Annotated in this window: 12 protein-coding genes; 4 read left to right on the forward strand and 8 right to left on the reverse strand. The window is 70.4% G+C overall.

Annotated elements, in window-relative coordinates; all coding sequences use genetic code 11:
* Positions 1-6 precede the first annotated feature (6 nt).
* The 6 genes from ngcE to FLL47_RS01395 form a co-directional block, all read right to left on the reverse strand.
* A complete protein-coding gene (ngcE, locus tag FLL47_RS01370; RefSeq protein ID WP_246157428.1) occupies positions 7-1401 on the reverse strand; it encodes an N-acetylglucosamine/diacetylchitobiose ABC transporter substrate-binding protein in 1395 nt (464 codons plus the stop codon).
* A gap of 35 nt (positions 1402-1436) precedes the next feature.
* Positions 1437-2171: a sugar isomerase domain-containing protein gene (locus FLL47_RS01375; protein WP_144118539.1), complete on the reverse strand. Its 735-nt coding sequence runs from the start codon at positions 2169-2171 to the stop codon at positions 1437-1439.
* A 241-nt stretch (positions 2172-2412) separates the two neighbouring features.
* On the reverse strand, positions 2413-3372 hold the full coding sequence (locus tag FLL47_RS01380) for a MurR/RpiR family transcriptional regulator (protein ID WP_144118680.1): 960 nt from the start codon (positions 3370-3372) through the stop codon (positions 2413-2415).
* Positions 3373-3580: 208 nt separating this feature from the next.
* Positions 3581-4981: a hypothetical protein gene (locus tag FLL47_RS01385; RefSeq protein ID WP_144118540.1), complete on the reverse strand. Its 1401-nt coding sequence runs from the start codon at positions 4979-4981 to the stop codon at positions 3581-3583.
* Positions 4982-5090: 109 nt separating this feature from the next.
* Positions 5091-5312, reverse strand: a complete 222-nt coding sequence (locus tag FLL47_RS01390; RefSeq protein WP_144118541.1) for a hypothetical protein — start codon at positions 5310-5312, stop codon at positions 5091-5093.
* A complete protein-coding gene (locus tag FLL47_RS01395; RefSeq protein ID WP_144118542.1) occupies positions 5309-5512 on the reverse strand; it encodes a hypothetical protein in 204 nt (67 codons plus the stop codon). Before FLL47_RS01395 ends, FLL47_RS01390 begins: the two co-directional genes overlap by 4 nt.
* Before the next feature lie 299 nt (positions 5513-5811).
* Between FLL47_RS01395 and FLL47_RS01400 the strand changes: the two genes are divergently transcribed.
* The 4 genes from FLL47_RS01400 to FLL47_RS01415 all read left to right on the forward strand — a co-directional run bounded on the left by FLL47_RS01400 (position 5812) and on the right by FLL47_RS01415 (position 11682).
* The gene (locus tag FLL47_RS01400; RefSeq protein ID WP_144118543.1) at positions 5812-6594 is read left to right on the forward strand and encodes an AlkZ-related protein; all 783 of its coding nucleotides are present in this window, start codon (positions 5812-5814) and stop codon (positions 6592-6594) included.
* Positions 6581-7318 carry a dienelactone hydrolase family protein gene (locus tag FLL47_RS01405; RefSeq protein ID WP_144118544.1) on the forward strand — a complete coding sequence of 246 codons (738 nt, stop codon included), beginning with the start codon at positions 6581-6583 and terminating at the stop codon, positions 7316-7318. The genes FLL47_RS01400 and FLL47_RS01405 overlap by 14 nt, the downstream gene beginning before the upstream one ends.
* Positions 7319-7562: 244 nt before the next feature.
* Positions 7563-10958: a glycosyl hydrolase gene (locus FLL47_RS01410; protein ID WP_186315511.1), complete on the forward strand. Its 3396-nt coding sequence runs from the start codon at positions 7563-7565 to the stop codon at positions 10956-10958.
* A 163-nt stretch (positions 10959-11121) separates the two neighbouring features.
* Entirely contained in the window at positions 11122-11682 is a 561-nt protein-coding gene (locus FLL47_RS01415) for a hypothetical protein (protein WP_144118545.1), read from the forward strand.
* Positions 11683-11822: 140 nt separating this feature from the next.
* On the opposite strand, the gene FLL47_RS01420 is transcribed toward FLL47_RS01415, so the two are convergent.
* Both FLL47_RS01420 and FLL47_RS01425 read right to left on the reverse strand, forming a co-directional pair.
* The gene (locus FLL47_RS01420; protein ID WP_144118546.1) at positions 11823-12191 is read right to left on the reverse strand and encodes a nitroreductase/quinone reductase family protein; all 369 of its coding nucleotides are present in this window, start codon (positions 12189-12191) and stop codon (positions 11823-11825) included.
* A 34-nt stretch (positions 12192-12225) separates the two neighbouring features.
* Positions 12226-13545 carry a glycosyltransferase family 2 protein gene (locus tag FLL47_RS01425; protein ID WP_144118547.1) on the reverse strand — a complete coding sequence of 440 codons (1320 nt, stop codon included), beginning with the start codon at positions 13543-13545 and terminating at the stop codon, positions 12226-12228.
* Positions 13546-13778 lie beyond the last annotated feature (233 nt).

Genomic DNA, 13778 nt, shown 5'->3' on the forward strand with positions numbered 1-13778 from the left:
GGCCCCTCACCGCTGGTGTTTGACGATGGAGCTGTCCTTGGCCACCGCGTCGGCAGCCTTCTGCACACGCTCGGCCCACTGCTGCGGGTTGATCCGCTTGGTGGCCAGCTCGCCGGTGGCGTCGTCGAGCGCCTTGCTCAGCGGCGCGTACCAGGTCCGGAACTTGTAGCTGAACACGTTCGGACCGGCCGCCTTGACCGCCTCGGCGACCGAGCCCAGGCCGCTGCTCAGAGTCAGCCCGTCGGTCGCGCCGGTGACCACCGGCAGCGCCTTGGCGCTCTCCGCGAAGCCGCGCGCCACCTTCTGCGAGAACAGGTGCCGCAGGAACTCCAGGCCGCCGGGCACGTTCTTGGCCTTGGCGGGCACGATGAACGACTCGCTGCTGGCCGCCATGACCGCCCCGTTGGGCAGCTTGTCCGAGCCGGTCAGCGCGGGCACGGTGCCCATCACCATGTCGAACCCGGCCGGGGTGACCGCCTGCTGCTCACCCTCCAGCCACGACCCGCACGGGATGAACGCGACCTGGCCCTTGCACCAGGCGTTCTGCGCCTCGGTGTGGGACAGGCCCTCCGACCCGGCCAGGATGTGACCGCGGGCCCCGAGCTGGTAGATCGCTTCCGCGGCCGCCAGCACCGCCGGGCTCTGCCACGCCCCGGGCTGCAGGTTGTCGATCGACTTGACCAGGTCGAAGCCACCGGCCTTGGCCGCCAGCGACATCAGCGGGTCGTTGAGGTACTCCGGGTACTTGCCCTGCCACGTCCACGGGGCGAGACCGGCCTTCTTGATCTCGTCGTTGAGCGTGAGCATCTCGTCCCACGTCTTCGGGAAGACCCACCCGTGCTTGGCGAACAGCGACTTGGAGTACCAGACGCCCCACAGCACCGACGAGTAGTTGAGCACCAGCGGCTTGCCGTCGAACGTGCCGTCCTCGATCACGCCCGGCATCAGGGTGTCGCGGAACTTCTTGCCCGGGTCGTCCAGGCTCGGTGCGTCCAGCAGCGACGTCAGGTCGGTGAGCTTGCCGGCGGAGACGAGGGTGGCCAGGTCGAGGCGGCCCGCGCCGCTGTTGTCGACCACGTCCGGCGGGCTGTCGGCGACGAAGCGCGGCTGCAGCACCTCGCCGACGCCCTGGATGCCCTTGTGGTCGACGGCGACCTTCGGGAACTTCTGCTTCAGGCTGGTGCCGGCGTCGATCGCGTACTGGTCGCCGTACCCGCCCTTGAAGATCACTACCTCGAGGGCCGCGTCCGCCGATACGCCCAGCGGGTTCTCCGCACTGGTGTCGCCCTGCTTGACCTTGTCGTCGTCACCGCCGCCCGCGGTGGCACAGGCCGCCAGGCCCGTGCTCGCCGCGACCGCGGCCACACCGGCCAGCGCGCTACGTCTTGTAAGGTTCATCATGTCGCCCTTCATGCACTTCAGGAGGGGTTGATGGGTTAGGCGATACGCCGGATGCGCCCGGCGTATCGCGCTTCCAACTGCTGGTTGTGCTCATAGCCGCCCGCGATGTTCGCGGACAGGTAGATGGGCGGGGTCTGCCCCGCCTCCTGCAGGCGCCGGACCACCTCGGTGACCACCATCTGGGCCAGCACGGCCGCGGTCACCGACGACACGGCGCCGGACTGGTTCTCCAGGATCACGTCGCCGTACGGGGCGCCGTTGTCCAGCACCACGTCGGCGATCTCCGACAGCCGCTTGCCCGAGGGGTGCCGCGGCTCCGAACGTGCGGTGTGGTCGAGCGAGGTCACCGCGATCAGGCCGTGCCCGCGCTCCTTGATCAGCAGCGCCAGCTCGACCACGACCCCGTTGATGCCGGAGTTCGAGGCCAGCACGAACACGTCCGCGGGCTGGATCGGGGCCAGCTCGTAGAGCCGGTGCGCCACCTCGGTGCGCCGCTCCAGCAGCTGGTCCTCCAGCACCTCGACCGGCTCGCCGCCCCACAGCACGATGTCGCGCAGCGCGATCCGGTTGGTCGGCACGAGCCCGCCGGCCCGGCCCGCGATCTCCATGGCCAGGGCCTCGGAGTGGCCGCTGCCGAAGGCCTGCACCACCCCGCCCGCGTTCAGGCTCTCGGTGATCAGGTCCGCGGCCCGCTGCACGTTGCCGGCCTGCTCGGTGCCCACCTTGCCCACCAGCTCGGTGATGGCTTCCAGGTACGTCTGCGCGTTCATCTCGCTCCTTCTGTTGTGCTGCCTTGCCCGGTCGCCCCACCGGGACCGGTCCGCCACGTGGCCGCCTCGACGTTCTTTCCCCGGCTGCCCCGGTCCCCGGCGGCCCGGTCCCGGGGCCTGCCCGGCCGACGGCTCGGTCCCGGGCTGCGGCCGGCCTTGCCCGGCGGGCCGGTTCCGCGCGTCACCAGGTCTGCCCGGTGGTGCGGTTCCGGCGCCGAGGTCCGCCCGCCGGGGTCGGCCTTCAGTCCGCGGCGCTGCGGGGGACGACCGGCCGGGACTGGTCCACGGCCTCCCTCGCCGCGCGGCGGCGGTGCGAAGTCGGCTCGTCGTGCAGCCGGTGCGCCTGCACCGCGCGGGCGGTCACCTCGAAGGCCTCGGTGGTGCGCGCATAGGTGCGCTGCGCCACCGCGACGTAGATCAGGTCAAGGGCGACCAGCTGACCGTGCAGCGCCGACAGCGCCGCGAGCCGGAACGTGGTCTCGTGCACCGCCGTGGTCAGCACCACGTCCACGGCCTCGGCCAGCGGCGACTTGTCGAACGAGGTCACCGCGACGGTGAGCGCGCCCGCGTCGGCGGCCTCAGCCAGCACCTCGATCACCTCGCGGGTGCGGCCGCTGTGTGACAGCCCGATCGCGACGTCACCGGGGCCGAGCAGGGCCGCGTTGGTCAGCGCCTTGTGCGCGTCCTCCCGGTGCCAGCAGGGCACCCGGATGCGCTCCAGCCGGAACGCCAGCTCACGCGCCGCAGTGCCGCTGCTGCCGATCCCGAACAGCTCCACCCGGTTGGCCCCGGCGATCGCGTCCGCGACCCGCGCCACCTGGGCGAGGTCGAGCCGGGCCGCGGTCTCCTGAATGGCGCGGGCGTCCGCGCTGGCGATCACGCCGAGCACCCGGTCCATCGGGTCGCCGGGCTCGATCTCCCGGTCGATGTCGGTCTCCCAGCGCGCCTGCGCCTCGCGCCCGCTTTCGGTGGCGATGGCGACCCGCAGCGCGGCGTATCCCTTGAAGCCCAGCACCCGGCAGAACCGGGTCACCGTCGCGGTCGACGTGCCGGCCCGCTCGGCGAGGTCCACGATGGAGGCCTGCGCGGCGAGCACGGGGTCTTCGAGGATCTGCTCCGCCACCCGCTGCAGCGCGTCGGGCAGGTTGGGCAGCTCCATCCGCATCCGGCCGATCACACCCTGCACAACAATTCCCTTCATCATGGTCCGTTGATGAAGAAAATTACGACCCCCAGTCCAAAGTGTCAATGCCAACCAACAAAAATTTTGACGCGATAACCCGTTACACCACAGCAATAATTTTGATCGCCCCTCGCGATCGGACCCATGGTCCCCCCGCCCCACCCCAGCCCTCTCCCCGCAACTCTTGAAGAGTTGTCGCAGGTGGGGCGGGTGGTGACTGGGCGCGTCAGATGCGGACGAAGCCGATCATGGCGGAGCCGATGCCGGCCTGGAGGACGGCGGCGGAGACGAGGACGGCGGCGGGCCAGAAGCGTTCGGTGCGGGCGCACAGCCACGCAGCGCCGATCTGGAGGTACACCGCCAGGAAGATCCACAGTCGGACCGTCTCGCCGCGGTTGATCCCCCACAGGTCGAGCACGATCAGCACCGCGATCCCGGACAGGGTCAGCACCGCGGCCGGGTGCGCCGAGCGACTTCGCACCGCGTCGAAGCACGCGGCGGCGAGCATCACGCAGGACGCGATCCCGCCGGCCAGCGCCAGGTACCACAGGTTGCGGGTGACCCACATCCCGTACGGCCGCCAGCGGGCGTTGAAGTCGTTCGCGTCGGCCAACACGTACCCGAAGTTGTCGAACAGGTCGTAGCCGAACAGCCCCCGCATCGCCGCGTAGCAGCCGGCGAACCCGGCCACCGTGAATCCGACCAGGCGCAGCGTGTCCGGCCAGGTGAGCGTGCGCTGCCGCAGGGCGACGCCGAGCAGTGCCGCGAACACGATGCCCAGGACCAGCGGCAGCGCTTCGAAGAAGACGGTCAGGTAGAGCGCACCGCCGAGCCCGAGCGCGTACCCGGCCCGGCGGGTCTTCAGGAATCGCACGTGCAGCCACAGCGCGAGCAGGATCGGCACCGGCGAGACGGCGTTGAGCACCGGGACGAAGTACAGCGCGCCGGGCAGGAACAGGCACAGGACCAGGGTGTACAGCGCGATCCGGCGGTCGCCGGTGAGGTCGCGCACGATGAGCCACAGCAGCACGGCGGACAGGTTGGCCACGGCCAGCACGACGACGCCCATCGCGGCCGGGGCGAGCCCGAGCGCGTCGAGCAGGAAGTACAGCATGGTCTTGCCGGGCATGTTGGTACGCGCGTGCGGCGGCAGATGCTCGACCAGGCCCATGTAGTTCCCGAGGAACTCGCCGATCCCCCAGCGCTGCGACGGGGAGTAGAACGAGTTGGCGCGGTCGCTGGCCACGATGTCACCCAGCGACGGCAGCGCCTTCACCCGCAGCAGCAGCTGGAGCGGGATCACCGCGAGGAACCACCCCGCGACCGCTGCCCCGTCGAAGCGCTCGGGCAGCCGCCTCGACAGCCACAGCAGGCCGAGCACGGCGGGCGCGACCACCAGCGCGGGCCATACGACGTGCCACTCACCCGCGGCACGGTCGTACGGATACGTCCACCCGGCCAGGCGCGAGCCCGTCGGCAGCCGCCGCAGCACCATCGCGACCAAGGCAAACACGGTCAGGCCCGCTCCCGCGAGCGCCGCCCAGGCCACCAGGCGCGGCACGCCCGGACGCGACGCGACCGGGGAGACGATGCCGGCTGCCTGCTCCTCGACCAGAATCCTGTCCACGTATCGCCTCTCCTCGCCCGTGCGTGACGTCCGCAAGGGCTAACGAGCCAGCACGCGAACAGGGCCCCGACCGAGGTCGGGGCCCTGTGTCAGCTGGTATGCAGGCTGGTCAGGCAGCAGTGGCGCGAGCGGGAGCGGCGGCGCTCCTCGTCCGTCGCGTCCGCCCGACAGCGCTGTCGGGGCGGTCGCCGTACTCCCGGGCGACCTTCGCGGTGCGGTCCTGCGCCTTGATCGTTCCCACGTCCGGGTCGGCGTTCCGTGCCGGCGTCGGGTCTGCGGAGGCCCGCAGGGCGGAGGCGGACAGCACCTCGTAGCGGATGGCCGGGGTCACGCCGGCACCACCTGGCTCTCGCTCACGATCGAGAGGATGTCCTCGACCGAGACGTTTGCCCTGTTCGCGACATGTTCGATCGGAACATTGCACGCGATGGCCTCACGGATCGCGGAACGCCACACCTTGTCGGCGTCGTCGGCGCGACCGGCAGATGCCTCGTCCACCAGGCACAACGCCAGATCAGAGTTGACGTACACAGTCGATCTCTCCTTCCGTGGCGGCATCTGGGCCGCCGTGCGAGGCTCCCGGCGCACCGGGCGTCCTCACCTGAACAAGACTCCGCCAAACGTAGGTGCGAAACATCCGCCACCACGCGGAAAGCCCGAACCGGCAAAAAAGGATTAAAATCCTGATAACACGCATCCGCCCCACCGGGCGGCCGTATCCAGGCTCGCGATTCGCACATGTGCCCGGCGAGTCGGACGATCTTCGTGGCGGGGCGGAAAGGGTGCAGCGCGGGGCGGGGGCGTCGGGGGTGGCGGATACGCTCCGGCGCATGGACGATGATCAGGAACTCGCCCTGGCCCGGGCGCGGGGTGACCGCTGGCTGCCCGAGACCAGGCCCCAGACCGTCGAGCAGGCAGGCCGGTTCGTCGACGACGTCGGCTTCGCGCTGCTGTTCCCCGCCGCGAACGCGCTGGCGCCCTCGCTCTACGAGACCGTCGCCGACGAGGACGCCGTCGCCTGGGCCGACGGCATGGGCGAGGCCGAGTCCACCGTCTGGACCTGGAAGGACGCGCTGCCCGAGGCCGGACTCGCCTGGTACGGCAAGTTCCTGTTCCGCCGCGCGAGCGTGCTCTCTCCCGCCCTGCTGCGCGCGCTGTACACCGGCGACGGCGAGCTCGACGACCACGAGGACCTCGACCTGCCCCGCGAGGCGCACGAGATCGCGCGGGCGCTGCTGACCGGGCCGCTGACCTCGCGCGCCCTGCGGGAGCTGATCGGCGACCGGGCCGCGTACGACCGCGCCATGACCGAACTGCAGCGCCGCCTGCTGGTAACGTCCGCTGGCGTGCGCGAGCAGCGCGCCGGCTGGCCGGCCTCCATCGTGGACCTGACCTGCCGACGATTCGACGTCGGCGGCGGTCACGACGCCGCCGAGGCCGCGCGCTGCTACCTGGAGACCGCCGTCGAGGCGACCCCGGCACAGCTCGCACGGGCGTACGGCTGGACCGCCGCCGTCGCCCGGTCCCACCTGGACACCCTCGTCGACGCCGGACGGGCGCGGCGGCGGGCGAACTCATACCGCAGCCAAGGAGCACCCGATGTGCCACAGTGACGACAGCCAGGCCCCCAAGGCCCCGAACGCGGGCGCGATCGCCGGGCACGGCCCGCTCGAACTGCACGCCGAGGACGGCAACGCCCTCGCCGGGTACCGGGCGATCCCGCAGACCCCGAACGGCATGAAGATCGTCGTGCTGCCGGACGTGCGCGGCCTGCACCCGTTCTACGTCGGCCTGACCCAGCGCCTGGCCGAAGCCGGGTACGAGGCGATCGCCATCGACTACTTCGGCCGCACCGCAGGGGTGTCCCAGCGCGACGAGAGCTTCCCGTACATGGAGCACCTCCCGCAGGTCACACCCGCGCACGTGCAGGCCGACACGGCTGCCGCGATGGCGGTGCTGTGCGAGTCCGAGCCGGACGCGTCGGTGTACACCATCGGGTTCTGCTTCGGCGGCGGCCACTCGTGGCGGCTGGCGGCCTCGGACCTGGACCTGGCCGGGGTGATCGGCTTCTACGGCAATCCCCAGCGGGTCGCCGACGTCGTCGACGAGGTCGACAAGCCGATGCTGATGCTGGTGGCGGGCGCGGACTCGACGCCGGTCAGCGAGTTCGAGAAGCTGGCCGCCCAACTGGAGGAGGCCGGCGTCGGCCCCGAGATGCACGTGTACGAGGGCGCCCCGCACTCGTTCTTCGACCGCTCCTTCGCCCAGTGGTCCGACGCCTGCACCGACGCCTGGAACCGGATCATCTCCTTCACCGCACGGCACCGCCTCGGCTGACCCGGTTCATCGATACCGGCCCTGTGAGAGCGCTCTCACAGGGCCGGTATTACGTTATGGCGTCCCGCCGCCGTCACGCTGTGTCCACGTCCCGGGATTAACTCAGATGCCATGGCACCGAAACATTGACGTATTGAGGGGTTGCCCGATAGTTTGCGCTCAGAGAGCGCTCTCACAGCGTTCACGGCACACCGCTCCTCCGTTCTCCCCCGCCATGCCAGCCCCAGCCCCGGAGGCCAAGCACATGGAACCGTCCATCCGGTCCGTGACCCCAGGCGGCGAACCGCGCCGCGCGGGTCGCCGACGTCAGTCCTGGGCGCGCCACCGCGCCCTCGTCCTCGGCTCGGTCGCCGTCCTGGCCGCAGCCCTGTTCGGCATCGCCGTCGCGCAGACCGCCCAGGCCGGCACCGTCGGCGCCGGCAGCTACCTCGACAGCCTGCCCGCGGGCCGCTCGCTGCCCGCCGGCTGCGGCTCGCTGTCGACCAACCCGCGGCAGTACGTCACCGCCAACGCGCCCACCGGCGGCGTGCCCACCAACGACTGGTGGTCGTCGCTGCTGTTCAAGAAGTTCGACTGCAGCTACAGCGAGCCGCTGCACGCCCACCCCGTCTCCTACGACACGCTCGCGGGCGGGCTCGGGTTCTCCTACAACACCACCCCCGCGATCAGCGGCAGCGCGACCGGGGTCGGCGAGTTCCACTACCCCTACGTGCAGGACATGCTCGTCGGCGTGGCGGGCCTGAACTCCCCCGACACCAAGGTCGACGGGTGGAGCGACTGGACCGTGACGCCGTACTGGAGTGACGGCGCGCGGACCATGAAGGCCACCATCGGCCACGGCCTGCCGTTCGCGTACTTCCAGGTCACCGGCGGCAACGCCCAGATCACCACGGCGGGCACGCCGACCGTGTGGTCCAACAGCGGCGGCCAGCTCGGCTTCAACGTCAACGGGCGTGACTACGTCGCGTACGCCCCGACCGGCTCCACCTGGACGGTCAGCGGCACGTCGATCAGCTCGTCGCTCAACGGCCAGGGCTTCTTCTCGGTCGCGGTGCTGCCCGCCGGCGCCGACCGGGTCGCGCTCGCGAACACCTACGGCCAGTACGCGCACGCGCACGTCACCGGCACCCGGGTGTCGTACAGCTACAACCAGTCCGCGAGCACGCTGAACACCACGTACACGTACCTCACCACGGCCCGGCAGGGCTCGCAGACGGCCACCGTCGCGGCGCTGTACCCGCACCAGTGGAACAGCCTGACCGGCGCGTCGCCGCTCGCGAACACCTACACGAGCGCGCGCGGCCAGATGAAGATCCTCACCGGCATCGGCTCGTTCACGACGTCGATGAAGTACACCGGCGTGCTGCCGGAGATCCCCGCGGTCGCCGACAGCTCCGGCGGCGACCTCACCACGATCACCAACTACCTGAACGCGGTGGCGGGCAACCCGGCCGACTTCCGCGGCGACGACACCTACTGGACCGGCAAGGGCCTGGGCCGCGCCGCGCGCATCGCGGAGATCGCCGACCAGCTCAACCTGACCTCGATCCGCGACACCGCGCTGAGCACCATCCGGACCCGGCTCAACGACTGGTTCACCGCTTCGGCGGGCAAGACCAGCCGGGTCTTCTACTACAACAGCGCCTGGGGCACCCTGCTCGGCTACCCGGCCTCCTACGGGTCCGACCTGGAACTCAACGACCACCACTTCCACTACGGCTACTTCGTGGCCGCCGCGGCGACGCTGGCCAAGTTCGACAAGACCTGGGCCACCAACAGCCAGTACGGCGGCATGGTGGACCTGCTGATCCGCGACGCCAACAACTACGACCGCACCGACACCCGCTTCCCGTACCTGCGTGACTTCGACATCTTCGCCGGTCACGACTGGGCGGCCGGGCACGGCGCGTTCGGCGCGGGCAACAACCAGGAGTCCTCGTCCGAGGGCATGAACTTCGCCAACGCCCTGATCCAGTGGGGCCAGGCGACCGGCAACGCCGCCGTGCGCGACGCCGGCATCTTCATCTACACCACGCAGTCCGCGGCGATCGCCGAGTACTGGTTCGACGTGCGCAACCAGAACTTCCCGTCCGCCTTCGGGCACAACACGGTCGGCATGGTCTGGGGCGACGGCGGCGCGTACGCGACGTGGTTCTCCGGCGAGCCGGAGATGATCCAGGGCATCAACATGCTGCCCATCACCGGCGGGCACTTCTACCTCGGCGACAACCCGGCCTACGTGACGACCAACTACAACGAGCTGGTCACCAACAACGGCGGGCCGCCCACGGTCTGGCAGGACATCCTCTGGGAGTTCCAGGCCCTGGGCAACGGCCAGGCTGCGCTGAACAACTTCAACGCCAACAGCGGGTTCACCTCCGAGGAGGGCGAGTCCAAGGCGCACACCTACCACTGGATCCGCAACCTGGCCGCGCTGGGCAACGTGGACACCTCGATCACCGCGAACCACCCGCTGGCCAAGGTGTTCAACAAGTCGGGCGTACGCACATACGTCGCGTCCAACATCAGCAACGCGGCGATCACGGTGACCTTCTCCAACGGCACCACGCTGAGCGTGCCCGCCTGCAAGACGGTCACCTCGGGCGCGTTCACCTGGACCGGTGGCAACGCCTGCGGCGGCGGCAACCCGACGCCGTCCAACCCGCCGTCGAACCCGCCGTCGTCGCCGCCCGCCTCGCCCAGCCCCTCGCCGTCGGCACCGCCCTCGCCGAGCCCGTCGACCTCGCCGAACCCGCCCGGTTCGTTCGCGGCGACGCGCTACCTCACCTCCGGTGGCGGCCTGCCCGGCACCGCGGGCGCGGCCGGCTCGGTCACCGTGGCCGCGGCCAACGGCAACTGGGACGGCAACCCGCACAGCGCCCAGGTGTTCAACGCCACCGGCCTGAACGCCACGCACAACGGCGGCGCGACGAACTTCGACATGTTCGTCGACGCAGGCGCCGGAGTCGGCAACGCCACCCAGGTCAGGGTGTCGTACGACTTCACCGGCAACGGCAGCTTCGACCGGGTGGAGACGTACAACTACTTCCCCACCGACCCGGTCGCCGGCTACGAGCACTACACCCAGGCGTTCGGGATCAAGACCGCCACCGGATCGTTCGCCAACCTGGCCAACGGCTCGGTGCGGGTCGAGGTCTGGAGCGCCATCGGCAGCACGTCGACCACCCTCGGCATCGGCAACCAGTCCCGGCTCGTGCTGCCCTACACCGGCACCACGAGCCAGCCCTCGGTCAACGTGGCCCTGAACAAGCCGACCCTGGTGTCCAGCACCGAGACGGCCGCCTACCCGGGCTCGGCGGCGGTGGACGGCAACGCCACCACCACCCGCTGGTCCAGCGCCTTCGCGGATCCGCAGACGATCCGCGTCGACCTGGGCCAGACCTACTCCATCAGCCGGGTGCGGCTGGTCTGGGAGGCCGCCTACGGGTCGGCGTACCAGATCCAGACCTCACCCGACGGCAACACCTGGACCACCATCCGGTCCGTCACCGGCGGTGACGGCGGCGTCGACGACCTCACCGGCCTGACCGGCAGCGGCCGCTACGTCCGCGTCAACGCCACCACCCGCGCCACCGCCTGGGGCTACTCCCTCTTCGAATTCGAGGTCTACGCCCCCTAACTGAAATGCCGAGAAGGGCACCTTCTTGTCGCTCCGCGTACAAGAAGGTGCCCTTCTCGGCGCCCGCCGGACAAGCGGGCCGGCCACGATGACGTGACGCTGAGGCCACCGTGATGCCCGGGTCCGAACCTGTTGTCACCGCTCCATCGACACAGGAGGAATCATGCGAAAGCTCCACCGGGCAGCGATGATGATCGCGGCGTTCGCGATCGTCGGCCTCACCGCCCCGACCGCGCCCGCCGCCGCCGCGGAGCCGGTCGACAAGCACTGCGTCGCCCGCGCCAACGTGGCCGAGCCGCAGGCGATCTGCTTCGACACCTTCGACAAGGCGCTGCAGTTCGCCAGCGGCGGCGTGCTCTACGACCTGCCCAAGGGCAGCAGCGTCGCGGCGAAGGTCGACGCGCTGAACGCCAAGTTCGGCGTCAACGTCGTCAACACCGTGATCAGCATCGAGTACACCGGCAGCAACTTCACCGGCTCCGAACTGATCTGGACCGGCACCTCCGGCAACTGCAGCACGCCGACCGGCAACGTCGACTACTTCGCCGCCAGCATGCCCGTCGGCTGGGCCAACGTGATCTCGTCGTTCAAGACCTATGCCAACTGCTGGGACAAGCACTACGAGAACACCAACTTCGGCGGCGCATCGGTCGGCTACGAGCCGACCAGGTCCTACATCGGTGCCGCCATGGACAACCGCACCAGTTCGCAGCGCTGGAGCTGACCGTCACCGGAGGGACCCCGGGGCAGCTTCGCCGACGCGGAGCTGCCCCGCTTCCGGCCCTGGCGCGGCTTTCGCCCGCCTGCGCTCCCTGAGCCGGACCGCCGCCGCGGCGATCGCCCGGCGGCGGCGCTGCCCTGCCGTCAGTACGACGGGTGGACGGCCACGAGCATCGCCGTGCCCGCCCAGTCGGAGAGCTCGTCGCCCTCCCGCCAGCCCTGGTAGCGGGCGGCGAGCAGGTGGCGGGCCTGCGCTTCGACGTGCGGGTCGCCGCTGACGGGACGGGCCTCGGCGGGCACGGCGCCGTCGGCGGTCAGCTCGCGCGGCCCGCCGACGCGCCATAGGACCTGCGGGTTCGCGAGGATGTTCCGGACCCAGTCGGCACGCTCGCGGTCGCCGGACATCAGGTAGATCACCCCGCCCCGGGCCGCGTACCAGATCTCGACGGTGTGCCACTGGCCGGTGTTGCGGCCGACGGTGCTCAGGTAGCCGTATTCGCTGCTCTCAGTCATGCATACGATCTTGCTGGTTCAAGCGAGGTTGAGGTCAAGAAGCTGTGACGCGGAACAACGTCACGTCTCCGAAGTGGTCGGTACGCGCCTGCGGGTACCGACGCAGCAGCAGCGAGCCGAAGAAGTCCGGACTGGTCAGCGCGGGCACATCCGCGGTGAACGCCTTCGCCGCAGGCCCGTCGGTGTACACCAGCACCACCTCGCGCGCCTGCCGCAGCCCCAGCCGCAGGAAGCGCGACAGCTCCCGCTGCTCCAGGAAGCGCCACACGTCCACGCTCACCACGGTGTCGAACGTCCCGTCCGGAAACGGCGACCACACTCCCAGCAGGTGCAGGTTGTGCTCGGACACCGGCCGTCCGTGGTCGTAGGTGACCGAGCCCTCGCCGAGCGCCACTTCGTCGGTGCCGAAGGCCTGGCACAGCACCGCGCCGGACAGCTCCGCCAGCAGCAGCGGCGACACGTCGGCCAGCCGACCCAGGCCCAGCTCGGCGCAGCTCGCCAGCACCCGGCGGTAGTGCCGGATCTTCCGGGTGACGTCGGTGGGCGCCGGCATGTCGACCAGCTCCGCAGCCAGGCTGCGGTGCTTGTCCCGGAACAGCTCCAGGTTGGCCTGGTAGTCGCCCGCCAGGTTGGACAGGTCGCGCACCGCGGGCACGTGGAAGCCCACGGCCAGACCGTCGTAGCCGAACGCGTCGTCGCCGAGCACCTGGTGGATGCGGTACGCCAGGTCGGTGTCCTCGAAACCCCAGCGTGCCCCGTACGCCTCGTCGAACATGCCCGCGTCGAGCACCGTCTGCCGGGGCATGGACACGTTGTTGGTCAGCGCGAACACCCACGGCGCCCCGGCCAGCCACTCCTCCGGCGAGCTGTCGCGGCCCGGCACCCGGAACCGGAAGTCCTCGTGCACGGGGCGCACCAGGTCGACGGTGAGCGGCTCGCCCGCCTGCGCCGCCGCCAGCACCGCCCAGTCGCCCTCGTAGCGTTTGCCGATCAGCACCGCGGGCCCGTCGCGCCCGTCGTGGAAGGCCAGGTGCCGGGCCAGCAGGTGCGGCTCGGCCAGCACGTCGCTGTCGAGGAAGCAGACCAGCTCCCCGGCGGCCAGGCGCACCGCCTGGTTGCGCGCCGCGGCCCGCCCCAGGTTCGCGGGCAGGCTGTCGAACCGGAACCGGAAGGGGTACACCGCACCGGTGAGCTCCGCATACGGCAGCGGGTCGGAGCCGTCGTTGACCACGACGACCTCGAACAGGTCAGACGGCAGCGTCTGTGTGCACAGCGTGGACAGGGTCAGCGCCAGCGTATGCGCGTCGCCGAACGTCGGAATGAGCACGCTCAGCCGCGGGGCACCGCCGGACATGTGACTCCTTCAGCGGCGGGGCCGCGCTCTCACGGGGCTTACCGACCGATCCTGCGGGTATCGAGAGAGCGCTTCAACAACTACCCAGCCAGTGGAACATGTCGATCGTTCAACTTCTTCCGGAAACCTCGTCGCGGGCGCGGGCGCCCGGTGCTACCTTGGCGACGTGATCTTCTCGTCGTGTCCGGTGATGATGCCCCGCTTCCGGGGCTGCTGACACGCGCGTGCACGAC

The sequence above is a fragment of the Catellatospora sichuanensis genome, assembly GCF_007483665.1.
Classification (GTDB): domain Bacteria; phylum Actinomycetota; class Actinomycetes; order Mycobacteriales; family Micromonosporaceae; genus Catellatospora; species Catellatospora sichuanensis.

Excerpts from the sequence above, each read along its gene's own strand:
- FLL47_RS01400 (WP_144118543.1), top strand. The coding sequence starts at position 5,812 with ATGGACGATGATCAGGAACTCGCCCTGGCCCGGGCGCGGGGTGACCGC.
- FLL47_RS01405 (WP_144118544.1), top strand. The coding sequence starts at position 6,581 with ATGTGCCACAGTGACGACAGCCAGGCCCCCAAGGCCCCGAACGCGGGC.
- FLL47_RS01420 (WP_144118546.1), bottom strand. The coding sequence starts at position 12,191 with ATGACTGAGAGCAGCGAATACGGCTACCTGAGCACCGTCGGCCGCAAC.
- FLL47_RS01375 (WP_144118539.1), bottom strand. The coding sequence starts at position 2,171 with ATGAACGCGCAGACGTACCTGGAAGCCATCACCGAGCTGGTGGGCAAG.
- FLL47_RS01415 (WP_144118545.1), top strand. The coding sequence starts at position 11,122 with ATGCGAAAGCTCCACCGGGCAGCGATGATGATCGCGGCGTTCGCGATC.
- FLL47_RS01425 (WP_144118547.1), bottom strand. The coding sequence starts at position 13,545 with ATGTCCGGCGGTGCCCCGCGGCTGAGCGTGCTCATTCCGACGTTCGGC.
- FLL47_RS01410 (WP_186315511.1), top strand. The coding sequence starts at position 7,563 with ATGGAACCGTCCATCCGGTCCGTGACCCCAGGCGGCGAACCGCGCCGC.
- ngcE (WP_246157428.1), bottom strand. The coding sequence starts at position 1,401 with ATGATGAACCTTACAAGACGTAGCGCGCTGGCCGGTGTGGCCGCGGTC.
- FLL47_RS01380 (WP_144118680.1), bottom strand. The coding sequence starts at position 3,372 with ATGAAGGGAATTGTTGTGCAGGGTGTGATCGGCCGGATGCGGATGGAG.